We start from the raw sequence: 23707 nt of genomic DNA, 5'->3' as shown, positions 1-23707 counted from the left end.
GCATGTCAAAACTCTACTTAGTTCCTACACCCATTGGTAATCTTGAAGATATGACCTTCCGTGCTATTCGCATACTTAAGGAAGCAGATCTTATTCTAGCCGAAGACACTCGCACGAGTGGTAAGCTACTTAAGTACTATGAAATAGGCACGCAGATGATGAGCCATCACATGCATAATGAACACCAGACAGTGGATACCATTGTTAAGCGTATTCAAGCAGGTGAGGTAATTGCGTGTATAAGTGACGCAGGAACTCCCGCCATCTCTGACCCTGGTTTTTTACTTACACGTGCTTGCGTTGAGGCGGGCATAGAGGTAGACTGTTTACCAGGTGCAACAGCATTTGTACCTGCGCTTGTAAATAGTGGCTTCCCTAATGATAAATTTATTTTTGAGGGATTTCTTCCTGTAAAGAAAGGGCGCCAAACTCGCTTTCTAGCACTTCAAGAAGAAACGCGCACGATGATCATTTATGAATCACCTCATAAGCTCATAAAAACACTAGGTCACTTTATAGAGTATTTTGGTGCAGACCGTCCGGTTTCTGTCTCTCGAGAGATTACAAAATTACATGAGGAAACCGTGCGCGGGACTGCCACAGAAGTACTTGCCCATTATACAAACAAACCTCCTAAAGGTGAGATTGTAATTATAGTAGGAGGAAAAAGCAAGTAGTAAGCTCGTTGAATTATTGCTGTTTGGTACGCTTTCGCGAAAGCGTAACTTTAAAAATTATAAGTCGCCGCAAGTATTAAATTTCTTCCCGCAGCAGCTATACCAGATGAATATGTACGGTATCGCTGGTCTGTAATATTATCAAGATTTGCAGTAAAAGACCAACTATCTGAAAGCACATAACGGCTACCTAAACTAAGTTCATACCAGCTAGGCGAGTAAGGATTACCATCTCCGTCTAGTGCATAAAGGTGTGAGTTACTTTGTTGACTAGGAGCAAGTTCATCAAAATCAAAAGAGCCACTATAAGCCACCGAAGCATCTAGCGTCCATTTATTACTAGTCCATATTAAATGGTTATTACCAAAAAGCGGCGCCACGTGCCTAAACGGAATGTAACTACCATCTTCATCTTGTTCTACACCACTCGTATAATTGAACTGCCCTGTAAGTTTCAGGGTTTTAGAAAGTTTTGCATCTGCACCTATTTCTATACCATAAACCTCAGCTTTTGAGGCATTCTGTATTGCTTGCACGTTACTTAACTCTCCCTGATAAGATATCTCTGTTACGCCATCAAGATCAAAATCACGACGTACTAAGGCATTCTCCAGCAAGGTGTAATAACCGTTTACATCCAGCCTTAGTGCGTTAGAAAAAATGAAGTTAAATCCTAGTTCGCCATTGTAAGCATACTCAGATTTAAGATTAGGATTAGGCACTACCACAGATCCTGGCTCGCTATCAAATATCTTACCTACATCATCGATGTTAGGCGCTCTAAACGCTGTTCCTAGATTTGCTTTGAGGCTTACAGTCTTAGAAACCTCATGAGTTACACCTATACTTCCTGTAAGGTTCCCAGTACTTAAATCTGCTTTATCAAAAGGCAGTGCAAAAAACTCATTGTTATCAGAAAAATCGGCTGCAAGTAGTATGTGGTTATAACGCAGGCCAGATTGCAGGCGTGTCTTCTCTGTAAGTTCTAATTGTATGCTTCCATAAGCTGCTAGAGATTGCCATGTAGATCCGTCTGGATAGCGAGAAGCTTGATTACTTATAGTTCCCGTAGTGATATCTGTTACTTGACCATTAGATCCTACTTTATTGTGCACATACTCTAGCCCATAAAAGACTTTATTACGTTTTGATTTTAGATTTTTTGTAAAGTCTAAACCTACAGAGAACGCATCTACATTCTCGTCAGTTTCAAAAAAATCTGTTCCGCCAAAATCACGGTCATTTCTACTCTCTTTAGAGTTCTGATACGTAATGGTTGCTCTTGCTCGATTGTAAAAACTACCATAACCTTCTTTATCAATCTGGAGGTTAGTCATAAACCATTGCTGTGGCCCATAAAACCACTCTGCTGCTCTAAACTCTCCATCTCTTTTTCTCGTTAATCTATCATAACGATCATAATCTGATGTAGTAGCATAAATAAGACCTAAGTTAAAATCCCAAGTATCGTTAGGCCTAAAACGCACTTTTTGCATTAAGTTTAATGAGTTAAAGGCAGAACCTTCTTGTATTAAAGGATCATCATTAACCACGGCGGTATCAACGCCGTCTATAATTTTTACAAAATCAGTGCGTAAATAATCATCTGGACCATGCTTCCCTTGACGCTGGTCATCATAATCTGAGTAGCTTGCACTAGTAAGAAAAGACCAGTTGCGCTTCCCTATATTTATATCAAAATGTCCTGTCTTTTCATTATTTGCAGTATTTACACGAGCAACTGCAGTGCCTGTAACCACATTAGTTTCTGTAAATGAAAGCTTAGGTTGCTTTGTATAAAAGTTCATCACTCCACCCACAGCATCACTACCATAAATTACAGATCCTGGACCTAGTAGAACCTCTGTACGATCTATAGTAAATGGATCTATTGAGATTACATTCTGTACGTTTCCTCCTCTAAAGATTGCGGTATTAAAACGCACACCATCTAGGGTAATGAGTAACCTATTTGTAGAGAATCCTCTTATTAAAGGACTACCTCCACCTTGCTGACTTTTTTGCACAAATACAGAGCCACTTGCTTGTAGCAAATCTGCTGCTGTTTGTGGGTTTGCGCGCTGTATATCTTCAGATGAGATTCCTACTATCTTTTGTGGAACGTTCTTTCGGCTTTGTGCAAATTTGCTAGCAGAGAGCACAATTTCCGTAAGCTGATTATCCTTCTGCTTCAAGAAGATTCTATTAGAAAGCGCTATTATTTCCGCTTTGCTGTATTGCGCATCTTTATGTGCGACTTCTTGAAAATAAAGGATTTCCGCTTTCGCGAAAGCGGTCACATCTGCTCGCCCATCAAAATCTGTGAGGGCACTTTTACTTTTATCTTTATTAAAAATAGCAACTCCTATTATAGGTTCGCGCGTATCTACATCAAGCACCGTTATTTTTTGAGCTTGTACAGAGACAACTACAAATAAGAGTAGGGTAAAAAGTATGCGCATTTTAGCTAAAAATTGAATTGAGCACCGCTAGTGATCTAGGTTTTTTAAAACCGTGTAAATGTAACTCATAATACTGTAATAGCATGTTGAGAAAAGAGGTGCGCTGTTTTTGGTTTAGTTTGATAGAAACTAGTGCATCAAAATTTGTGCCCAAGAATAACTTTAACAACTCAATATCCTGTCCAGAACGACAGTAAATACTTGTCTCTGCATTTTCAAACATCCCGTCCATCAAGTTAAAGTACTCATGCTGAACCTCTGAGTCATCAGGATAAAAACCTAAATAGCTGCTTAACTTCAAAAGAAATAATAAATGAAAATTTGCAATCGTATTATTTAAATCTAGCCATAAGCTAGCGTTCACTATAAAATCAAAGAGAGGTACGTTTTCTTCTTCCTCTTGCACAGAAGATCTAAGTACATCTGCAATAAAAAAAACAATGGCACTTTTTGCCACTTCCGTATGTAAACTTGTGTAATGCGTGACCACTTTTGCCTCGCGTATACTTTCTAAAGTTCCCTTATCCTTATGATTTGCTTCAATCTCTAAATGTGTGAGCGGCTGGAACATGGCAACACGAAGCTTACCCTTCTTTGATTTTAAAACTCCTCTAATAAGGTAAGATTTGAGTCCGCTACTTTTTGTAAAGGCTTTTACAATGAGATCTGCTTCTCCATATTTGAGTGCAGAAAATACAATGGCTTCAGTTTTTACTAGCATTATCTAATGATCATAACTTTCTCAATGGTAGTTTCTCGCAACTCTTCTGGAGGTCCCGTAATAATAATGAGGTATACTCCAGAAGCAACCTTATGTCGCCCAAAAGCAGTAGTATCCCACTCAATGCTTCCACCCGTGGTATTTTCTTCATAGACAAGATTACCAACTAAATCTGTAATCTTCACATTAGTATTTGCAGTAAGCCCTTCTATACGCACATTACCGTTAAATCCAGGCCTTACGGGGTTTGGGTACACGAGCACTTCTTCAAGATCTTCGGCTGGTGCGGTGGAGGAGCCGTCAAAAGCTACCATACCTCTTATCGTACCAAAGTACACACTACCGGTTTCTGGATCAATTGCTACAGATTGCACTGTATTTGAAGGAAGTGGTGAGTTATCTGTAGTAAAATGAAAAATAGTTTCTTGACCATTAGGACTCACATAAAACACACCTGAATCTGCAGTGGCAAGCCACTTATTATTTGCGCCATCTACAATAATATCTGTTACTACCTGATCATTAAGTAGCTCTTGAGCAATACCATCTTGTAATATTATGATAGCATTTGCACTTGCCTGAAGATTTTCAAATAGTTGTGAAGGTCCAAATAGCACTCGCAAACCTAATCTTGTGCCTATCCAGAGTGCTCCGTTTCTATCTACAGCTAGTGATCGTATATCATCTATGGGAAGGTTTCCAGCCCCATCCTCACCTGCTAGACGAGCAAACGTATTTGTACCTGGATTAAAAGCAATAACACCTCTTCTATCTGTTCCCACAAAAATATTACCATCTGGGGTAATAGCAACTGCATCTAGGTTTGCATCTTCACCAGCAAGAATCTCTTCTGTATTAAACGGAGTAAACTGTCCGCTAGAAGAAACCCTTTGTAAGCCTAGTACAGAACGTGCATTAGTCACCCAGAAGTTTCCTTCATTATCAAATGCTCCTCCGTTTACTCTCACATCATTTGTCGTAGTGGCAACTGGTAAAAGCGGACTATTATTTTCATCATAGAGAATACTTGGAGTTTCATCTATAATCTCCACAAGTCCTCCATTAAAAGAGCTAGCATATAATCGAGACGGATCTTGATCATTAATAGCAATATGTACAAAATTACTAGCTCCAAAGAAATCTTCCTGCGGTATAAAACTCCATCCCTCTGCTTCAGAATAACGACTTATTCCTTGTCTTTTAAGTGGGAATGGATTGTATGATACCGTATAATCACCAAAAACAGACCACACAGAACCTGCGCTTGCTGCTAGGTCAAAATGAGCATTCTCTAAAGGTCCATTAGGCAATAAACGGGTTATTTCTCCCGGTGTTGTGATATCAAAGAGAGCAACACCAGACCCTAAAGTACCAATAAACACAGCGCCATCTTCCATAATTGCAGTGGTATATCTAGGGATAAAATCTTCTATAGCTCCGTAATTTTGGACTTGGATGCCAGTTACATCATATAAAAAAACACCAGCGTTAAGTGTGACTATAATATTCTCTGCACTAGATTGTAAATCTATAATGGAAGTTTGAAAATTTTGAAAAGCAGAAAAATCTAACCCATTAGATGAGGCTAAAAGACTATTATCCTCTTGTAAGTAAAGGTTATTGTCAAATTCTATAATCTTCTCAAAAGCGCCATTTCTAGTTGTCTCCCAGTTATTAAAATCTATAAGATTATCGTTTGCTACGAGTGCCCTACGCAGTCCGCCATCTGTAGTTGCCGCATAAATATATGGTTCTAGAACCGCAGTACTACCTATATCTAAAAGTCCTCCATTATTACCAATAAAATAGGAGTCATCAAACTCAAGTCTCTCTACATCATAAAGTGACACCCCAAAACCTGAAGCTATATAAACAAACCCGTTATATTCTTCAAAGTGGTTGATACGCTTGCGATCTGGTGGGATAGCTGGTTTATTAAAAATATCTACAACCGTAAGTACATCAAAAGTGTTTCCCACAATAACATCTATCACTCCATTTTCATAACCCACGAAAAGCGTGTCAAAACTCTTACTATAATATATAGAAGAGATTAAATTACCAGAAAGACCATTTACCGTAGTTCGGTTTGTGGTAGTACCATCTAGTGTATTATAAATAAAAACCGCATTCTCAGATGCCACATACACCTTGTCATTCCCAGAGGTGATACCTACGGTTTGATTATAAGAAAAATGAGCTGTCCAATCCTCAGAAAAATCTTGTGCCATCGTAATAGATGAAACCAAGAATACTATAAAAAGAAAACGTATATTCACAGCAATAAAATCTTATTTATTAAAACGATCAAATGTACAATTATTGCACTGTGAATTGAAATGAGGCATTTGCATATATCAATACGACTTTATGTAGGGTACGCTTTCGCGAAAGCGCAACAAAAAAGGGCAGCCCAAGCTACCCTTTTAAAAATTATATAAAGTAGTAATTATACTACTCCTTGTGCTAGCATTGCATCTGCTACTTTTACAAATCCTGCAACGTTTGCTCCTTTCACGTAATCTACGTAACCATCTTCATCTTTACCGTACTCAACACATGCTTCGTGTATATCAAGCATAATGTTGTGTAACTTCTCATCTACTTCTTCTGCTGTCCAGTTGTAACGTAAACTGTTTTGTGACATTTCAAGTCCAGAAGTAGCAACTCCTCCTGCGTTTGAAGCTTTTCCAGGTGAAAACAAGATTTTTGCTTTGTGGAATACTTCAATTGCTTCTGGAGTACAAGGCATGTTTGCTCCTTCGGCAACACAGATACATCCGTTGTCTACTAATGTTTTTGCTTCATCACCGTCTAGCTCATTTTGAGTTGCACAAGGCAAAGCTACATCTACTTTTGTTCCCCAAGGTCTCTTACCTTCGTGGTACTCTGCAGAAGTGTACTTTTCTGTGTACTCGCTTATACGGCCACGCTTTTCATTTTTAAGCTCCATTATAAATGCTAGCTTCTCTGCATCAATACCATCGTTATCCACAATATATCCTCCAGAGTCTGACATAGTGATAACTTTACCACCTAATTGAGTTACTTTTTCGGTAGCATATTGAGCAACATTTCCTGATCCAGAAACTGCAACTTTTTTACCTTCAAAAGTTTCTCCTTTGGTTTTAAGCATACTCTGTGCAAAATATACGTCTCCATAACCTGTTGCCTCTGGTCTCATTAATGAACCACCGTATGATAATCCTTTTCCAGTAAGAACTCCGGTAAATTCATTGCGAAGTTTCTTGTACTGTCCAAACATGTATCCTATCTCACGACCACCTACTCCAATATCACCCGCAGGCACATCTGTATTAGGACCTATGTGACGAGAAAGCTCGCTCATAAAGCTTTGGCAAAAACGCATTACCTCTGCATCAGATTTTCCTTTTGGATCAAAATCTGATCCACCTTTACCACCACCCATAGGTAAAGTAGTAAGGCTGTTTTTGAAAACTTGCTCAAAACCTAAAAACTTAAGGATACTAAGATTTACAGAAGGGTGGAAACGAAGCCCACCTTTATATGGACCAATAGCGCTGTTAAACTCAACACGGTATCCTCTATTTACCTGTATCTCTCCAGAATCATCTGTCCATGGAATACGAAACATAATTGTGCGCTCTGGCTCTACCATACGCTCAAGAAGTTTTTTCCCTTGGTACTTAGGATTCTTTTCTATGAAAGGTATTACAGTTTCTGCTACCTCGTGAACAGCCTGCATAAATTCAGGCTCATTCGGGTTGCTCTTAGCAACATAATCGACAAATTTTTTAATGCTGTCTGACATAAGTTTAATCTATTGTGAGAATGTATTTTACAAATCAATTTTTACTGAATACAAATATACGGTATCCGTGATTTTATGCGCATATTTTTTAGAATATCGTAATGAACAAATCAATAAGTAGGATTAAACCTACATAAAATGGAGAATATATTTAGAAATTTCGGTGTTTGACATAATTGTATATATTTGTCACACTCAAATGACCTACTTTATGAAAGCCAAGTACCTACTATTGGCATTGCTATCTTTTATGATGGTACATCAGAGCTTAAATGCTCAATTTGGATTTTCGCATGAGCTTGGCGTTATAGTGGGGCCTGTGGCATTTCAAGCTGATTATGGTGAACGCGGAAATCAAGAAACAAATATAGGGAATACGGGATTTGGGATTGGCCTCGTTCATTACCTGAATTTCTCTTACCAAGCAGATTGTAATTGCTACTCCCGATACACGTATTTTAATGATCATTTTAAAGTTCGTAATGAGATAGACTACCATTTTACAGCACTCAATAATTTTGGTCCAGAAGCAGATGATAACGATTTTGGCGGCTTGAGATTACGAAATCATGAAGGAAAAACTAGTGTTATAGAAATAGGATCTCAATTAGAATATTACCCACTCAGCATACGAGACTTTGCAGCTGGTGCTTTTAAGTTTGCTCCCTATGTAAGTTTAGGTGCTCACTTTGTTTCTTATAACCCTAGTGCAACTACTAATTTGCGCACAGACGGAAACATTTTTGGACAAGTACTTAATCCATTTACTCCAGATCCTTTTGACACGGGACCAGCTATAATTGAAGGTTTTAATGTAGGTGATGGTGAATTTGGGACGGGAATTGACACTCGACCTGGTACAACATGGGCAATTACCGGAAGTATAGGAACACGATATAAATTAGGCGTCCTCAGCGATCTTAATTTAGACTTAAGATGGCATTACTATGGTTCTAACTGGGTAGATGGTCTTAACCCAGATCCAAGACCTGTAAACAAAGTTAATGATTGGATATTCTGGATGAATGTAGGTTATATTTATTATCTGGATTAAAATATCAAAAAGAAAAAGCACAAAAGCGACTTTAAAATTTTTAAAGTCGCTTTTGTATTTACAGAAGTTAGTTTTCTAGTGCCTGTTTAAGATCTGCTATCAGGTCTTCTTCATCTTCAATACCTACACTCAATCTCACTAAAGAATCTTTAATTCCAAGTTTTTCTCGGTCATCTTTAGGGATGGAACCATGCGTCATTGAAGCAGGATGACCCGCAAGTGACTCCACACCTCCTAGACTTTCGGCGAGGGTAAAAATTTGTAGCTTTTCCGCAAAGCTTACAGCACCCGCTAGCGAATCTTGCTTAGTAGTAAATGAAATCATAGCTCCATAGTCTTTCATCTGTCTTTTGGCAATATGATGATTAGGGTGATCTTCAAAGCCAGGCCAGTATACTTTATCAACCATAGGATGAGACTTAAGATAGTGAGCAACAGCCTTACCATTTTCACAGTGTCTTTGCATTCGGACGTGTAATGTCTTTATACCACGCAATGCCAGAAAGCTATCTTGAGGCCCACTTATGGCACCACTTGCATTTTGTATAAAGTATAATCTATCTGCTAGCTCCTTATTCTTTACAACAAGAGCACCCATAACCAGATCGCTATGACCTCCTAAATACTTTGTGGCACTATGCATCACAATATCGGCACCTAAATCAAGGGGTAGTTGTAAATAAGGAGTTGCAAAAGTGTTATCTACCGCAAACAGGATCTTATACTTTTTTGATATTGATGAAACTGCCTCAATATCAATAATACTCATCATCGGGTTCGTAGGCGTTTCTACCCAAATGAGCTTTGTTTTTTCATTAATATATGTTTCTATATTCTTGACATCTTGCATTCCTATAAAGTGGAACTTAATACCAAAACTTTCAAATATCTTAGTAAAAAGCCGATACGTACCACCATAAAGATCACTTGTTGACACCACCTCATCACCCGGCTTAAGTAACTTTATTATCGCATCTATTGCAGCCAGTCCAGATGCAAAAGCGATTCCGTATTCTCCATTCTCTATACTTGCAAGCGACTGCTCAAGTGCGTGACGCGTTGGGTTTGCAGAGCGACTATACTCATATCCCTTATGACCACCTGGCGTAGATTGTGCATAAGTAGAAGTTTGATATATAGGAGGCATTACAGATCCATAAGCCTTATCTGGATGCTGTTTACCATGTATTGTCTTAGTATTAAATTTCATTTATTAGTTATTTTATAGTAATACGAACTCTCATCACCTGAGTAAATGTGTTTATAAAAATACGACAACTCGCAACAAGCTATTATTCCAATAAGGAAATCAAAACATAATATAATGCTCAAGTTGCGGCATTGCAATCTCCTTGCATACGTCCCTTTTAATTTGAAAGCATATCAACTACCTTTATTGCATGAAAAAACTGCTTCCTTCCATACTTGTAATCTTACTTTTTATAAGCTGCGAAAAGACAATAACCTATACAGCTACCACAGATAGCTATTCTACAAAAGATTTTGCTATTTGTAATAGCCAGCCATGTCCAGAAATTGCATTATCAATTCTCAATATGGAAACACCAGAAGAAGCTGCTATCACTGTAAATAACTGGATTCAAACTTCTACAATAAACACACTGTATAACGAGACAGAAAGTTTACCTAACTCTATCAATGATGCCATTGAACTCTATATTAACAACTCACAAATATCATATCCGGAAACGACAGAACTTTCGGACGCTCATGAAATCACTATAGATTCTGCGATATCATTTGGTTCTAACAACTTACTATCTATAGTATTTTATTCATATCAATTTATGGGTGGTGCGAGTGGTTTTGACAACGAAATGTATCTTAATATCAATCCACAAACTGGAGAAGAATATAGTGATGATGAATTGCTCGATGATGATTTTTACGCTTTCGCGAAAGCGCAATTTGAAAAAGAATATCCGCAAGAAACATTTCACGTCACCCCATCAAACCTTCCCGATAGCTACCTAAAAGAAGTAGGATTTACCGAAGAAGGTATTGTTCTTATTTATAATGATATGGGTGTATCCTCATTTAATATGGAGAACAAGCAGATTACAATCCCATGGGAGCTTTCTCAAGATTACCTTAATCTTTAACGAGTTTCGATAGTTGGATAATACAACCTAGGTGTAATCCTTCATGAAAATTATTAAAATCAAGCCCATGCTCTACTTTTGACAATGTTCCGCCTGTGGTAGAAAGCGTATATTCTTTAAAGTCTTTAAAAATACCCGCCTTATAATCTCTTTGAAGTGTCTTAAGCGTATCAAAGAGCATCTCGTGCATGAGACATACTTCCTCCTGGGTTACATCTCTTTCTGGCTTTGTTCCCTTCTTGTAGCTATTAATAAACTCCATAGATACAGACGGTGTGAGACCAGAAAGTCCATAAGTAAGAAGCTGTTGTGTAGCTATACTATGACCTATATTCCAGATAATATTATTATTAAAGCCATCAGGTATTTTATTAAGTTCTTCAAGTGTATGACTCTTAATAAATCGCTCTAGAAGATGACGGTTTTTTAGACAAATATCAAAGGTGTATTCCATTAGGTTTAATTTTTTCTAAAAATAATCCATTTTGGTAGAGATAGGCGGTATTTTTATAATGTAATTGAAATACACCACCTTATTTTGAAGAAAATCTACCACCTCTCTACCTGTAATACTTGCCAGCGCATTATTTCTGAAATTAATCCTAGTGATGATGTCATTATGCAAGACATTAAATCTGAGCCTATGACGTTATCTCAAGTAGAAGAGATGAAAGAAATGGAAGGGTCTTATGAAGCTCTTTTCAGTAAGCGAGCACAATTGTATCGTAAACGCGGTCTTAATGAACAGACACTATCTGAAGAGGATTATAAAAATCTCATTCTAGAGCACTACACATTTTTAAAACGACCTGTAATGATTGTAAATGATGCAATATTTGTGGGAAACAGCAAAAAAGTAGTGGCTGCTGCGGTTGAAGCATTTGCAAAATAAAAAACTATGAGCAAGCGTCATCTCGCCTTTCTTGCAGCCTTTGGCGCTAGTTTTATTTACGGTATTAATCACACGCTAGCAAAGGATTTGATGCCTACCAATATCCAGGCATATGGATTTATTATGCTTAGGGTTCTAGGAGCAGCGGTTCTATTCTGGATTACAAGTTTATTTTTTCCTTCAGAAAAGATAGAACGTAAAGACTGGTGGCGTATGCTACTTTGCGCACTCTTTGGGATGACCATAAACATGCTGATGTTTTTTAAAGGTTTGCAATTATCTACTCCCATAAATAGTAGTGTGGTAATCACACTATCTCCCGTCATATTGCTTGTGCTTTCTGCTATATTTTTAAAGGAAAAGATCACTTGGCTTAAAGGTTCTGGTATTGCTATAGGCCTTGTAGGCGCCTTGGTTTTAATTCTTTTTGGTGCAAAAACACAAGAAAATGCCCCTAACATTACGCTAGGTAACATGCTCTTTATGATTAATGCTACCGCATACTCTGTTTATTTAATTCTAGTAAAACCACTCACTGCAAAGTACTCGTCTATTACTTTAATGAAATGGTTTTTCCTTATTGCGGTATTTACAAACGCCCCTATCGGACTTCCGCAATTTCTGGAAGTATCATGGAGTACTTTACCTCCTAATGTCATAGGAGTTATGGCTTTTGTGGTAGTTGGTACGACCTATCTTACCTATCTTTTTAATGTGTTTGCTTTAAAACAGCTTAAACCATCTACCATAGGTGCATTTATATACCTGCAACCTCTTATTGCAACCATAGTAGCTATTATCTTGGGTGCAGATACGCTTACTACTATTAGGATTGTTGCTGCTGCACTTATTTTCTTAGGTGTATATTTAAGTACTAAACGAAAAAAAGCAATTGCCTAAAATCATCACTCAAGAGTACTTTACTATAAACGACATCCCTGACACGACCTTCATAGAGTTAGGTTGTGATCAAACCTTTTACTTTTCAAAACTATTTTTGGCTTCTTTTGAAGAGGCAAATAGCACGATAGATTATCGATATTTGGTTTTCACGAGTAAAGAGCAACCTATCGCTATTGCTATTCTCCAGCGGGTACGTGTCTCTCTTGAAGGCGCACCGAGCAATCTTCCCTACTATCAAAAACTAGCCAAATCTGTACAATGCTACCTAAGCAATAAAAAAACGCACATTCTAGTTTGTGGAAACGTTTTCCTAAGCGGTGAGTATGGAATGTGGATCAAAAAAGGAATAGATAGGAGACGTATATATAATACGCTTTCGCGAAAGCTTAAAACACTACAAAAAACCACTAAGTCAAGTGTTTGTTTTTTAAAAGACTTTAATGCCACACAAGACACCGCTGCAAGTGTAGTAGAAAAACAGCACTTTCAATCATTTGCCGTCGAACCTAACATGCACATACATGTTACTTGGAAAAATTTTGAGGAATATAAAGGCTCTTTAAAATCAAAATACCGTATAAAAGTTAATAAGGCAGACTCGTCTAGTAACGCTCTTGTAAAGACTTCACTTACCGCAAACGAAATAAGAACCCATAAAGAAAAACTTAAATCCTTATATCTAGATGTTGCAGAGAAAGCCTTGTTTAACACTGCTTTTATTGACATTGAAACCTACGCATTACTTAAAGAGCGGTTTCCCGAAAATGTAATCATTAGCACCTATAGTAAGAAAGGGGAAATAGTAGGATTTTCAACCGCTTTTTTACATAACGAACAGCTCAGTGCTCATTATGTGGGGATTGATTATACTACAAATAAAACAGATGCCATCTACCCAAGAATGTTAAACGATTATATTCGATTAGGTCTTTTACTAGGGGTGAAAGACATTAACTTAGGTAGAACTGCATCTGAAATCAAAAGTACTCTAGGAGCAATACCAGAGCACTTAAGGTGTTATATAAAACACCGTCGTACTGTAGCAAATATGTTTTTTAAACCATTTATACGCCAGATTAAAATGACGGAATATAAACAGCATAATCCATTTAAAAATTAAATTCGGTAGCATGTACTAAGCGTAAATATTATTATATTTTATTAAGTGATCGTTATCAATCTACACTAATATTGAAAAGTTAAATTAAGCTTCTATAGGTTTGACCTCCGTCAAAATCTCAGCAAACTCCCCTCACAACTATGTTTTTGTAAACTAGATATTGCTAAATATAGTAAATAAGTGTTAAAATTTTTAACACTTATTTTAAAATTAACATAATTAGTACACATATTTCTAAAAAAAACTTCACTACATTTATTGCTAACAACTTAAAATCAAATACTTATGAAAACTAATGAAATTGCAAATAATTTAGTGAGCTGGTGTAATGAAGGGAATTATGAACGTTGCTATAAGGAATTATACAGCCCTAATATTGTAAGTTTAGAACCAGCTTGGGCAGAAAACGCGCGTGCAGAAGGAATGCAAGAAGTTGCAAAGAAAGGAGAATGGTGGGAAAACACTTTTGAAGTACACAGCAGTAAAGCAAGCGAGCCTACAGTAGCAGATAATTGGTTTTCTGTGCGTTTTGATATGGATACTACACATAAACCTAGTCAGCAGCGTTCACAAACATCTGAGCTTGCCGTATATCAAGTAAAAGATGGAAAAATTGTACAGGAGCAGTTTTTCTATGATATGCCTGGACAATAAATAAAAAATCCCGGGTTTATAATGCGTTTGTACATTGTATACCCGGGATTTCATTATTATGCCTGCTATTACTTATCTATAGGCATTTGCCCATGTGAGCGCATGTCTTCCTTAGTAAGGACTTTAAAGTCTGGTGTTTTTGGTGCATTTTCGAGCATAGGCGTTAATGCTTCTGGTAGTCCGATGGTTTTACGTGTAGTAAGATCAATCCAAGCTCCCATCATGCTTCCGCGAGCTAGGTTTCTACCTTTGTAATCATAAAAATTGTGTACAAACTTGAAGAACATACCATCTTCACTAGCCCCACCTAGTTCAAACGTTACGGTAATAGGCTTGCCTTGAAAAGCTTCTTTAAAGAAGAACAACTGCTCGTGAAAAATTACTGGGCCTATATTATGAGTTACCATTTCTCGTTGACTTAGTCCATTCTCAATCATATAGCCCATACGAGTATGAGACATAAAATTTACATATGCAGAGTTTGCTAGATGACGATTTGCATCTATATCACTCCATCGTATGTCAAATTCCTTCGTGTACATATTATAATTATTTAATGCGCTTATGCGCTATAGTTAGTGCTGTTTAGTTTGTAAAATTACAATTTCAAAATCTTATATCACCTTAAGAATAGGTTAAGAATCCGGACGCAATACCCTAAGCGCGTTCTGTACAATTTGCTGTAAAATATCGCGATTTCTCAAAAACATTCCTGTAGTACGTATTCCTTGAAAAGTGCAGAATAGAAAATAAGCATACTGTGATGCAGACTGCTTTGTGTTTATGAGTTGTGCGTCTTGTCCTTCTTGCACTAAGCCTTTAAAAAACTCTATTCTGTGATCTTGCATCTTCTCGAGATAATCTCTTATTGACTCGTCCTCCCTACTAAGCTCCACTTTACAATTTATACTAAAGCAACCTCTTCCTTGCGTATCTTTTTCAATCTCGTCTATAAAATTTTCAAATACAAAACGAATTCCCTCTAGCGGATTAGATGCTCGTACTAAAGCATTTGTACAAATCTTTTCATTTTCTTCTTGGTACTGTATTAATAAGGTTTTATAAATGGCTTTTTTATTGCCAAACGAATTGTATATACTCGACCTATTAAGTCCCGTAACTTCTACAAGATTACTCATACTCGTACCGTTATATCCTTTTCGCCAAAACAAATCTCTTGCTTTTGCTAGTACAATTTCTCTATCAAAATCTTCGGTTCTAGGCATTTTGTGAGGTTATAATCTTGATAAATATAATTGGAATGTTTGTTTCACAAAAAAAAACATTAAATAAAACTACTTTCTATAGCTTTGATTATTACGCTTTCGCGAAAGCTTAATTGTACCTATTTTTATAATCTCTTAATAGTCTTTTACTAATAGTACACCACCTTACATAATGCCCATTGTACCCTCACGTTTTCGCGCAAGCGGACTTTTTAAAGATCCACATTTCTCCACCATTTATTCTGCAAAGATTAGACGTGTAAAGGGGATCACGCAAACTCGTGAGCGTATGGAACTTCCAGATAGGGATTATATAGATATAGACTGGACACTAGCCGCAACACCACAGGGAGACAACATTAAAAAAGTTGCAGTATTGCTACATGGACTTGAGGGAGACGCACAGCGACCATACATACTAGGCACCGCAAAGTTGTTGAGCAATCATGGTTATGATGTGGCTGCTATAAACTTTAGAGGGTGCAGTGGTAGCCAGAATAGATTGTATAGATCATACCACAGCGGCGATACCGGCGATATTAGGTTTGTAGTAAACGCTCTTGTTACTAAGGGTTATAGCCATATTAACCTATATGGAGTAAGTCTAGGAGGCAATGCCGTGCTCAAGTATCTAGGAGAACAAGATGATATCCCTTCACAAGTGACATGTGCTGCTTGCATAGGTGTTCCAGCAGATCTTAAAGCTTCTCTTGAACAACTTACAAAAAGGGAAAATATCATTTATCGCACATCATTTTTAGTACACCTTAGAGCTAAGTATCGCAAGAAGATGCAACAGTTTCCTGATAAGATGAATAAGGAAGAATATAAAAAAATCAATAGCTTAAAACGTTTTGACGATTTGTATACCGCACCGGCACATGGCTTTGAGGATGCTCTTGATTATTATGCTCGAGCAAGCAGCTTTGACTACCTTGATAAGATTACTGTACCTACCCTTATTCTCAATGCAAAGAATGATAGCTTTCTTCACGGTGATTGCTATCCTATAGCACAGGCAAAAAACTCTAATATTATACACTTAGAAATGCCAGACCATGGAGGTCATGTAGGATTCTATATGAAAGGAGAATTTTACTATAATGAACTGCGTACGCTAGAGTTTTTTCAAAAAAATATGGAGTAAAAAGTAAGCGTTAGTTATCTTTATATTAATAAACAAAACTATAAATTATGAGAATTAAAGGATTTCTAGCAGTGATTGCACTTGCTACTATAATGGTAAGTTGTGGTGAAGGAGAAAAAAAAGAAACTAAAGAGGCTGTAAAAATAGGATCAAAAAAAGCTGCTACAAAAGCAGATGAGAACACTGTAAATCTAGCACTTGCAGGTAATGACCTCATGAAATATGACAAGAGCGAGCTTAAGGCAAAGGCTGGACAAGAAGTAACTCTTACCTTTCGCCATACTGGAAAAATAGGGATTAAAGTTATGGGACACAACTTTGTATTGCTTAAACAAGGTACGTCAATACCAGAATTTTCGGCAGCAGCAGCTACCGCTGGTGAAGCAAAAGACTGGATTGCAAATGAAGACCAGATTATAGCACACACAAAAATGATAGGTGGTGGCCAGACTACCTCTGTAACATTTACTGCTCCAGCAGCTGGGACTTATGACTTTATCTGTAGTTTCCCTGGACACTCTGGATTAATGAAAGGAAAGTTTATTGTGGAGTAAATCACACCACATGTAAATTAAAAAAAGCCATCACGAGTTGTAACTCTTGATGGCTTTTTTCATTACTCTATATTCTTCTATAGTAAACCGAATGTCAATTAATACGACGGTTTGCGTCTGTTTGCTTTCTTTTCAGATTGCACTTTTTTAGCGTTAAGGCGTTTAAGCTTTGCCATCTTAGAAGGGCGTTTCTTTATTCTAATCTTAGGTCTTTGTACAGCTACCTCTAGCAGTGCAAACAGACGTTTTATCACGTCCTCTTTGTTTTTGTGCTGACTACGTGAGGTTTGAGAAGCGAGCAGCAACACCCCTTCTTTTGTAACCCTATGAGCAAGTTTTTCTTTGAGTAACTCAAGCTCTACCTCTGTTACTGCAGCAGATTCATACATAGCCCAAGATAACTCTACTCTTGAACTTGTTTTATTTGCATGCTGTCCTCCAGGGCCGCTACTTCTCGTTGCCTTAAATGTAAGTTCGGTAAGTAGTAGCTCCTTATTCATTAATTTTTATTTCTTCTACATCGTTCACTGCAATAAATTACTTCATTCCAGTTTTTCTCCCACTTCTTTCGCCATGCAAAGGGTCTTTCACAAACGGGACATACTTTTGTAGGAAGGTGCTGTTTTTTCAAAATATGGCTTACCTATATTGTAATTTGAGATTATCAAGCATGATTTTAGTGATGGCATCAAGGTCAAATTTATGTCCCCATCCCCAATCCTTTCTCGCTTCACTATCATCTATGGATCCCGGCCAAGAGTCTGCAATGGCTTGTCTAAAATCTGGTTCATATTCGATTTCAAACTCAGGAATTACTTTTTGAATACTTTGAGCTACATCTTCTGGCGCAAAGCTTACTCCTGCAAGATTATATGATGAGCGTATTTTTACATCCTTTTTAGGAGCATCCATGATATCTATAGTTGCTCTAATTGCATCCTCCATATACATCATAGGTAACACTGTTCCCTCCTGCAAGAAACAACGGTAGTTACCATGTTTAAGTGCTCTGTGGTATATATCTACTGCATAATCTGTAGTTCCTCCACCAGGTTCTGTTGTATAACTTATAAGTCCTGGATAGCGTATGCTTCTCACATCTACGCCATATTTTTTGTGATAATACTCACACCAGCGTTCCCCAGTTTGTTTTGATATTCCATACACGGTTGATGGTTCCATAACCGTAAGTTGGGGAGTATTTTCTGAAGGAGTAGTATCTCCAAAAACAGCAATACTAGATGGCCAAAATACTTTCTTTACCTTCTTATCCTTTGCCAAGTTCAAGATATGGAATAGCGAAGTCATATTAAGATGCCAAGCTTTGGCAGGAAAACGCTCTGCAATTGCAGATAACATAGCCGCCATTAAATAAACTGTATCAATTTTATATCTAAAAATCACGTCTTCTACCGCTGCAAAGTCTGTAGCATCCAGCAGCTCAAAGTGCCCCTCACTCATAAGCTCTTCATTTCCTTCTCTGATGTCACTGGCTACAACCTTATCTGCACCAAACCTATTGCGTAAAGTGATGGTAAGCTCCGTTCCTATCTGGCCGCAAGCCCCTATGATGAGTATTCTAGATTTCATATTGTGTATTTTAGTGTTACGCTTTCGCGAAAGCGTTTGCAAACTTAATCATAAATATTGCGCGTGTATAACCAATTACCCTACTTTTGTTAAGCACTCAGTATAAGATTTTATGAAACAGTTACTTCCTATTTTAATTATTATATCAATTATTTTTACCGCCTCGTGTAGTCAAAAAAAAGCTTCTCAAAAACCAAAAGAGACTGTAACATTAGTGGGAAATGACACCATACAGCTTCCTACTCCAAAAAATTTAAAAGCTAGTATAAGACTTACAGCACAAGCACGAGAAGGGGTGAAAAACTGGTCCTTTTATAATGACCTTTCTTCGTCTATAGACAGCCTTCATACAAATACACTTGGAGAATTACGCAAACAACTAATTGGTTTAGATGCGCTTTATATTCGATTAGAAGAAGCAGAAGAGGCTGTAGCACCAGTCACTCCAGAAGCAGTACAGACTAAAGCGGTAAATGCACGCCTTGTTGCTATAGAAACAAAAGTTAAAACCTTGCAGAATAGCGCACACTTGAACACTCTTGTCCCAGAAGAAATCTCTAAGAAAACAGGCGAACTTTTTAATGCATACCAAGATCTCAATTTACAACTCAACGAACTTTTTAATACTAGTTTTAAAGATTTACTAGAGGAGATAAAACAAGAAAATGAACAGGCTGCTAGTCAAAAGGCAGACGAGCAAACACTTAACTAAAATGAAAATCTTATTTATATTTTTTTCAATAATTGCAGGCACAACGTACGGTCAAAACACCTCCCTTGTAAAAGATGATGTAAAAGTCTCACTTGATTTATGGCATAAAGCAGCAGGAGATGCAGATTTTGAAGCATATTTTGAATTAATGACAGACGACGCCGTTTTTGTTGGAACCGACGCTACAGAAAACTGGAATGTTCAGCAATTTAAGTTATATGCAAAACCTCATTTTGATGCTGGTAGAGCATGGAGTTTTACCACAATAGAACGAAACATCTATGTTTCAAACAATAGCGCGAAATTAGCATGGTTTGATGAGCTATTAAGTACTCAAATGGGTGTATGTAGAGGTTCTGGTATTGTTCAAAAAGTAGATGGTAAATGGAAAGTAAAGCATTATGTATTATCCATCGCCGTTCCAAATGAAAATGTAGCAGCACTTACTGCTCTTAAAAAGCAATGGGATACTAATTACATAAAGAGTATCTCTAATAAATTTTAAAACCTTAACATAAGAGTATATTTATAAATTTTTTCACAGTTTTTTAGTATTTTATATTAATATAATTACGCAATAATAGCATTGCACATTATATTTGATATTTAATCAAATAAACTATGAAAAAACTACTACTATTAACATTATGTATGGTCACGTTACTGACCAATGCTCAAATAGGCTCTACTGCACCATGGATGGCGCCGTTTAATGATTCTAATAAAAGCACAGAGCCTACTTTTCAAGAAATTGTGGATTCATTTGAATCTTACTGGGAAGGCAAGGATGAAACAACCAAAGGAAGTGGCTTTAAACCTTTTAAAAGGTGGGAATCTCTTTATGCCAACTATTTAAACAACGATGGTACTGTCATGTCACAAAAACAACTTTGGGATGTATGGCAAGAAATTAATAGCCAATCAAAATCAACGCAAGTTGATGACAGTGATTGGAAAAATATAGGACCACTTACACACACTAATACAGGATCTTGGTCTGCTGGTCAAGGACGTGTTAATGCATTTGCAGTAGATCCTACAAATCCAGATATACTTTTTGTAGGAACGCCTGCAGGAGGAATTTGGAAATCTACAGATGCTGGAACTTCTTGGACACCACTTACAGATCAACTTCCTCAAATAGGGGTGTCTGGTATTGCTATCGATCCTACCGATACTAATATCATTTACATTGCTACTGGAGATGATGATGCTGGAGACTCGACAAGTATAGGCGTTATGAAATCTACGGATGGAGGAGACACTTGGAATACTACAGGTCTTAATGAGAATAACTCTCCTACTTCTATGAATGAGATTTACTTTGACCCTGCAGATAGTAAAACATTATGGGTTGCTACAAGTAATGGTATTTACAAGACTGTAGATAGTGGTACAAATTGGGATAACGTCCTTAGCGGAAACTTTGACGACTTAAAAGTTAAACCTGGAAGCTCAGATGTTTTATATGCGGCAGATGCATCTAGAGTTTATAGAACAGTTGATGGTGGAGACACTTGGTCAAATATATCTGCTGGTTTTATTACTGGTGCAGCTAGGTTAGTTATGGATGTTACTCCTGCTAATCCTGAGGTACTATACGTGTTTAGGTCTGACAACTCTTTTGGTGCTGGTAATATTTACAAATCATCAAACAGCGGAGATTCTTTTACTCAAAAATTTGCTGGTAGTGAGGATATTTTTGAAAGTACTCAAGCATGGTTTGACTTTGCGTTTGCAGTATCAGATACCGATGAAAATGAGATTTACACAGGAGTGCTTAATGTATGGAAGTCTACAAATGGTGGTGTAAGTTTTACAAAATTAAATAATTGGAATGCTCCAAATACACCTTCTTACACCCATGCTGATATTCATAATTTAAGATTCATCAATGGAACTTTATATTGCGGAAGTGATGGAGGTTTTTATAGTTCTAATGATGGGGGTGTAAATTTTTCTAGCCACACCGATGGATTAGCTATTGGACAGTTTTATAGAATTGATGTAGCGCCAGAAGATGCTTCTATTATTTCTGGAGGACTCCAAGATAATGGTGGCTACGCACGTAAAAATGGTATGTGGCAAAACTATTATGGCGCAGATGGTATGGAGAATATTTATGACCCAAATGATCCATCTAAAGTATATGGCTTCATACAATCTGGAGGTGGGCCTTATTTTTCAAATGACGGAGGTGCTTCGCTTTCTGGATCGTTTGCATCACCGGAGACTGGAAACTGGATAACACCCCTAGCTTTTGCTAAGGACAAGAGGCTATATGCAGGTTACACTAGAGTTTATGAACTTGATTTTTGCTCTAATTCTTGGGTACAAAAATCATTGTCATTTGGCTCACGTATAGACCTATTAGAAACGGATCCTAACGACGCTTCTATTATGTATGTAACTGTTAATGGAGCTTTATATAAAAGTTCAAATAGAGGTGCAGACTTCACTGTTTTGAGATCATTTCCTGAAGATATTTCGTCATTAGAAGTGAAGTATGGAGATAGTAATACGCTATATATAGTTACGGGAGGGACAGCTGGTAAAGTATATGAAGCAACAATAGCAGATAATGCCATTACTGTAAATGATATTACAGGTTCTCTACCAGGAGTGCCTAAGTTAGTTATCAAACATCAAAGCAACCATTCTGACAATCCACTGTTTTTAGGAACCGCGCTTGGCGTTTGGAAATATGATGATATCACTAATGATTGGGAAAGATTTGACAATGGATTACCTAATACAGCAGTACGCGACTTAGATGTAAATGAGTTCAATGGAGTGCTTACAGCAGGAACTTATGGACGAGGTATATGGCAAACAGATATTGATACTCAGCCGTTATCGTCAGACCTTGCAGCAACATCTTTAGTACCCCTAAACAATCAAGTGATATCCTGCGGAGAAAATCCTACAGAAATAACATTCAGAAATAATGGAACCTCTTCCATAACGGAAGCAACTATAACTTATGAAGCAGGAGGTATTCAAAACACTATGCAATGGACAGGAAACCTTGCTTCTCAAGAAGAAACTACTGTAGAGTTACCAGTATTAGGTCTATCTGTAGGAACCTATGAATTAATAGCTCAAATAACAACTGATGGAGATCAAGTAGAAGGTAATAATGAGAAAAGAACTTCGATAGCTATCAATGAAATAGGTGAAATAGATACAATAAATGATTTTGAAACAGGGGATAGTGCGCTGCTTGTACTTTCTGAAAATGGCAATATTGCTTGCGATACTTCGGGGCAAACATGGCAGAGAGGAATTCCTAACGGAACGTTATTAAATCAAGCTGTATCTGGAGAGAATGCCTATGCAACTAATCTAAATGGAGAATACAGTAATAATGTTAAAGAATACCTAACTACTAAATGCTATGACATTTCATCATTAGAAGTGAAAGAACTTAGCTTTAAGATGGCTTTTGAATTAGAACTTGACTGGGACATAATGTATGTTGAATATACTGTTGATGATGGAACTACGTGGGACATATTAGGTACCTCTAACGACCCTAACTGGTACAATAGTGATACTCTTCCAGGAAACAATTGTAATAATTGCCCAGGAGCACAATGGACAGGAACTAGTGCATCATTTAATGACTATAGTTATGATTTGAGTGCTTTTGCGTCAGAAACTAGTATGATTTTTAGATTTGTATTTCATTCTGATCAAGCCGTAACCGAAGAAGGTGTTGTAATAGATGACTTTCAAATAGGTGCTGGACAACTTTCTCTTGACGATACTGTTTTAGAAGGACTAAGTATCTACCCGAATCCATCTACTGCTATTTTCAATATACAATGGCCTGCAGAATCTTCATTATCCATAGAGGTATTTGATTTATTAGGTAAGTCTGTTATTAAAAGGTTTAATATGCCTCAAGGGTCAAGTAATTACCCACTTGACATGAGCACATTTGCTTCAGGTTTATATCTCATTAAACTAAACACTGACAAACAACAAATAACTCAAAAATTAATTTTGAAATAATTGCAAAAGCCCTCTTCTCAGAGGGCTTTTTTGATTGCTTATGTAACATTTAAAATTTAATT

Annotated in this window: 23 protein-coding genes; 12 read left to right on the top strand and 11 right to left on the bottom strand. The window is 37.2% G+C overall.

Annotated features, from left to right (window positions below):
- The first annotated feature begins 2 nt into the window (after positions 1 to 2).
- Positions 3 to 677: a 16S rRNA (cytidine(1402)-2'-O)-methyltransferase gene (gene rsmI / locus KRODI_RS06530; protein ID WP_013750800.1), complete on the top strand. Its 675-nt coding sequence runs from the start codon at positions 3 to 5 to the stop codon at positions 675 to 677.
- Between the two features lie 50 nt (positions 678 to 727).
- On the opposite strand, the gene KRODI_RS06525 is transcribed toward rsmI, so the two are convergent.
- The 4 genes from KRODI_RS06525 to gdhA form a co-directional block, all read right to left on the bottom strand.
- Entirely contained in the window at positions 728 to 3139 is a 2412-nt protein-coding gene (locus tag KRODI_RS06525; protein WP_013750799.1) for a TonB-dependent receptor plug domain-containing protein, read from the bottom strand.
- Between the two features lies 1 nt (position 3140).
- Positions 3141 to 3860, bottom strand: coding sequence for a DNA repair protein RecO (gene recO, locus KRODI_RS06520; protein ID WP_013750798.1), 720 nt, complete (start codon positions 3858 to 3860; stop codon positions 3141 to 3143).
- The gene (locus KRODI_RS06515; RefSeq protein ID WP_041295647.1) at positions 3860 to 6139 is read right to left on the bottom strand and encodes a two-component regulator propeller domain-containing protein; all 2280 of its coding nucleotides are present in this window, start codon (positions 6137 to 6139) and stop codon (positions 3860 to 3862) included. Before KRODI_RS06515 ends, recO begins: the two co-directional genes overlap by 1 nt.
- A 170-nt stretch (positions 6140 to 6309) precedes the next feature.
- A complete protein-coding gene (gene gdhA, locus KRODI_RS06510) occupies positions 6310 to 7653 on the bottom strand; it encodes an NADP-specific glutamate dehydrogenase (protein ID WP_013750796.1) in 1344 nt (447 codons plus the stop codon).
- Positions 7654 to 7864: 211 nt separating this feature from the next.
- On the opposite strand from gdhA, the gene KRODI_RS06505 reads away from it, so the two are divergent.
- Positions 7865 to 8707 (top strand): THC0290_0291 family protein, encoded by an 843-nt coding sequence (locus KRODI_RS06505; RefSeq protein ID WP_013750795.1) that lies wholly within the window; start codon positions 7865 to 7867, stop codon positions 8705 to 8707.
- A 67-nt stretch (positions 8708 to 8774) separates the two neighbouring features.
- On the opposite strand, the gene KRODI_RS06500 is transcribed toward KRODI_RS06505, so the two are convergent.
- Positions 8775 to 9917 carry a cystathionine gamma-synthase gene (locus tag KRODI_RS06500; RefSeq protein WP_013750794.1) on the bottom strand — a complete coding sequence of 381 codons (1143 nt, stop codon included), beginning with the start codon at positions 9915 to 9917 and terminating at the stop codon, positions 8775 to 8777.
- Positions 9918 to 10107: 190 nt separating this feature from the next.
- On the opposite strand from KRODI_RS06500, the gene KRODI_RS06495 reads away from it, so the two are divergent.
- Positions 10108 to 10830: a DUF4163 domain-containing protein gene (locus tag KRODI_RS06495; protein ID WP_013750793.1), complete on the top strand. Its 723-nt coding sequence runs from the start codon at positions 10108 to 10110 to the stop codon at positions 10828 to 10830.
- Here the strand turns inward: KRODI_RS06495 and KRODI_RS06490 are convergent.
- Entirely contained in the window at positions 10820 to 11284 is a 465-nt protein-coding gene (locus tag KRODI_RS06490) for a DinB family protein (protein ID WP_013750792.1), read from the bottom strand. The genes KRODI_RS06495 and KRODI_RS06490 overlap by 11 nt on opposite strands.
- Positions 11285 to 11368: 84 nt before the next feature.
- On the opposite strand from KRODI_RS06490, the gene KRODI_RS06485 reads away from it, so the two are divergent.
- The 4 genes from KRODI_RS06485 to KRODI_RS06470 all read left to right on the top strand — a co-directional run bounded on the left by KRODI_RS06485 (position 11369) and on the right by KRODI_RS06470 (position 14399).
- Complete coding sequence (locus KRODI_RS06485; RefSeq protein ID WP_013750791.1) at positions 11369 to 11722, top strand: arsenate reductase family protein; 354 nt, start codon at positions 11369 to 11371, stop codon at positions 11720 to 11722.
- Between the two features lie 6 nt (positions 11723 to 11728).
- Positions 11729 to 12622 (top strand): DMT family transporter, encoded by an 894-nt coding sequence (locus tag KRODI_RS06480; RefSeq protein WP_013750790.1) that lies wholly within the window; start codon positions 11729 to 11731, stop codon positions 12620 to 12622.
- Positions 12615 to 13745, top strand: coding sequence for a peptidogalycan biosysnthesis protein (locus tag KRODI_RS06475; protein WP_013750789.1), 1131 nt, complete (start codon positions 12615 to 12617; stop codon positions 13743 to 13745). The genes KRODI_RS06480 and KRODI_RS06475 overlap by 8 nt, the downstream gene beginning before the upstream one ends.
- Positions 13746 to 14030: 285 nt before the next feature.
- Positions 14031 to 14399 carry a nuclear transport factor 2 family protein gene (locus tag KRODI_RS06470; RefSeq protein WP_013750788.1) on the top strand — a complete coding sequence of 123 codons (369 nt, stop codon included), beginning with the start codon at positions 14031 to 14033 and terminating at the stop codon, positions 14397 to 14399.
- A gap of 68 nt (positions 14400 to 14467) precedes the next feature.
- On the opposite strand, the gene KRODI_RS06465 is transcribed toward KRODI_RS06470, so the two are convergent.
- The gene (locus KRODI_RS06465; protein ID WP_013750787.1) at positions 14468 to 14941 is read right to left on the bottom strand and encodes an acyl-CoA thioesterase; all 474 of its coding nucleotides are present in this window, start codon (positions 14939 to 14941) and stop codon (positions 14468 to 14470) included.
- 93 nt (positions 14942 to 15034) lie between these two features.
- Positions 15035 to 15625: a TetR/AcrR family transcriptional regulator gene (locus tag KRODI_RS06460; RefSeq protein WP_013750786.1), complete on the bottom strand. Its 591-nt coding sequence runs from the start codon at positions 15623 to 15625 to the stop codon at positions 15035 to 15037.
- Between the two features lie 172 nt (positions 15626 to 15797).
- Here KRODI_RS06460 and KRODI_RS06455 point away from each other — a divergent pair, with 172 nt between their 5' ends.
- A complete protein-coding gene (locus KRODI_RS06455) occupies positions 15798 to 16772 on the top strand; it encodes a YheT family hydrolase (protein WP_013750785.1) in 975 nt (324 codons plus the stop codon).
- Between the two features lie 47 nt (positions 16773 to 16819).
- Complete coding sequence (gene azu / locus KRODI_RS06450; RefSeq protein WP_013750784.1) at positions 16820 to 17326, top strand: azurin; 507 nt, start codon at positions 16820 to 16822, stop codon at positions 17324 to 17326.
- Positions 17327 to 17424: 98 nt separating this feature from the next.
- On the opposite strand, the gene arfB is transcribed toward azu, so the two are convergent.
- Genes arfB through KRODI_RS06440 form a run of 3 tightly spaced genes read right to left on the bottom strand, consistent with a single transcriptional unit; the run spans position 17425 to position 18916 of the window.
- On the bottom strand, positions 17425 to 17826 hold the full coding sequence (gene arfB / locus KRODI_RS06445; RefSeq protein ID WP_013750783.1) for an alternative ribosome rescue aminoacyl-tRNA hydrolase ArfB: 402 nt from the start codon (positions 17824 to 17826) through the stop codon (positions 17425 to 17427).
- On the bottom strand, positions 17826 to 17957 hold the full coding sequence (locus KRODI_RS15355) for a DUF2256 domain-containing protein (RefSeq protein ID WP_013750782.1): 132 nt from the start codon (positions 17955 to 17957) through the stop codon (positions 17826 to 17828). Before KRODI_RS15355 ends, arfB begins: the two co-directional genes overlap by 1 nt.
- Before the next feature lie 8 nt (positions 17958 to 17965).
- On the bottom strand, positions 17966 to 18916 hold the full coding sequence (locus KRODI_RS06440) for an NAD-dependent epimerase/dehydratase family protein (protein WP_013750781.1): 951 nt from the start codon (positions 18914 to 18916) through the stop codon (positions 17966 to 17968).
- Between the two features lie 112 nt (positions 18917 to 19028).
- Here KRODI_RS06440 and KRODI_RS06435 point away from each other — a divergent pair, with 112 nt between their 5' ends.
- From KRODI_RS06435 to KRODI_RS06425, 3 genes are all read left to right on the top strand, one after another.
- Positions 19029 to 19628, top strand: a complete 600-nt coding sequence (locus KRODI_RS06435; protein WP_013750780.1) for a hypothetical protein — start codon at positions 19029 to 19031, stop codon at positions 19626 to 19628.
- A gap of 1 nt (position 19629) precedes the next feature.
- A complete protein-coding gene (locus KRODI_RS06430) occupies positions 19630 to 20133 on the top strand; it encodes a nuclear transport factor 2 family protein (protein WP_013750779.1) in 504 nt (167 codons plus the stop codon).
- A gap of 116 nt (positions 20134 to 20249) precedes the next feature.
- Positions 20250 to 23645: a VPS10 domain-containing protein gene (locus tag KRODI_RS06425; protein WP_013750778.1), complete on the top strand. Its 3396-nt coding sequence runs from the start codon at positions 20250 to 20252 to the stop codon at positions 23643 to 23645.
- The last annotated feature ends 62 nt before the right edge of the window (positions 23646 to 23707 follow it).

Source organism: Dokdonia sp. 4H-3-7-5, from assembly GCF_000212355.1.
In the GTDB taxonomy this organism is placed as follows: domain Bacteria; phylum Bacteroidota; class Bacteroidia; order Flavobacteriales; family Flavobacteriaceae; genus Dokdonia.
The sequence above is the reverse complement of the archived record's forward strand: the minus strand, read 5'-3'. Positions and strand labels throughout refer to the sequence as shown.

Excerpts from the sequence above, each read along its gene's own strand:
- gdhA (WP_013750796.1), bottom strand. The coding sequence starts at position 7,653 with ATGTCAGACAGCATTAAAAAATTTGTCGATTATGTTGCTAAGAGCAAC.
- KRODI_RS06480 (WP_013750790.1), top strand. The coding sequence starts at position 11,729 with ATGAGCAAGCGTCATCTCGCCTTTCTTGCAGCCTTTGGCGCTAGTTTT.
- KRODI_RS06435 (WP_013750780.1), top strand. The coding sequence starts at position 19,029 with ATGAAACAGTTACTTCCTATTTTAATTATTATATCAATTATTTTTACC.
- KRODI_RS06500 (WP_013750794.1), bottom strand. The coding sequence starts at position 9,917 with ATGAAATTTAATACTAAGACAATACATGGTAAACAGCATCCAGATAAG.
- KRODI_RS06455 (WP_013750785.1), top strand. The coding sequence starts at position 15,798 with ATGCCCATTGTACCCTCACGTTTTCGCGCAAGCGGACTTTTTAAAGAT.
- arfB (WP_013750783.1), bottom strand. The coding sequence starts at position 17,826 with ATGAATAAGGAGCTACTACTTACCGAACTTACATTTAAGGCAACGAGA.
- KRODI_RS06430 (WP_013750779.1), top strand. The coding sequence starts at position 19,630 with ATGAAAATCTTATTTATATTTTTTTCAATAATTGCAGGCACAACGTAC.
- rsmI (WP_013750800.1), top strand. The coding sequence starts at position 3 with ATGTCAAAACTCTACTTAGTTCCTACACCCATTGGTAATCTTGAAGAT.
- recO (WP_013750798.1), bottom strand. The coding sequence starts at position 3,860 with ATGCTAGTAAAAACTGAAGCCATTGTATTTTCTGCACTCAAATATGGA.
- KRODI_RS06440 (WP_013750781.1), bottom strand. The coding sequence starts at position 18,916 with ATGAAATCTAGAATACTCATCATAGGGGCTTGCGGCCAGATAGGAACG.
- KRODI_RS06465 (WP_013750787.1), bottom strand. The coding sequence starts at position 14,941 with ATGTACACGAAGGAATTTGACATACGATGGAGTGATATAGATGCAAAT.
- azu (WP_013750784.1), top strand. The coding sequence starts at position 16,820 with ATGAGAATTAAAGGATTTCTAGCAGTGATTGCACTTGCTACTATAATG.
- KRODI_RS06460 (WP_013750786.1), bottom strand. The coding sequence starts at position 15,625 with ATGCCTAGAACCGAAGATTTTGATAGAGAAATTGTACTAGCAAAAGCA.
- KRODI_RS06470 (WP_013750788.1), top strand. The coding sequence starts at position 14,031 with ATGAAAACTAATGAAATTGCAAATAATTTAGTGAGCTGGTGTAATGAA.
- KRODI_RS06425 (WP_013750778.1), top strand. The coding sequence starts at position 20,250 with ATGAAAAAACTACTACTATTAACATTATGTATGGTCACGTTACTGACC.
- KRODI_RS06525 (WP_013750799.1), bottom strand. The coding sequence starts at position 3,139 with ATGCGCATACTTTTTACCCTACTCTTATTTGTAGTTGTCTCTGTACAA.
- KRODI_RS06490 (WP_013750792.1), bottom strand. The coding sequence starts at position 11,284 with ATGGAATACACCTTTGATATTTGTCTAAAAAACCGTCATCTTCTAGAG.
- KRODI_RS06505 (WP_013750795.1), top strand. The coding sequence starts at position 7,865 with ATGAAAGCCAAGTACCTACTATTGGCATTGCTATCTTTTATGATGGTA.
- KRODI_RS06495 (WP_013750793.1), top strand. The coding sequence starts at position 10,108 with ATGAAAAAACTGCTTCCTTCCATACTTGTAATCTTACTTTTTATAAGC.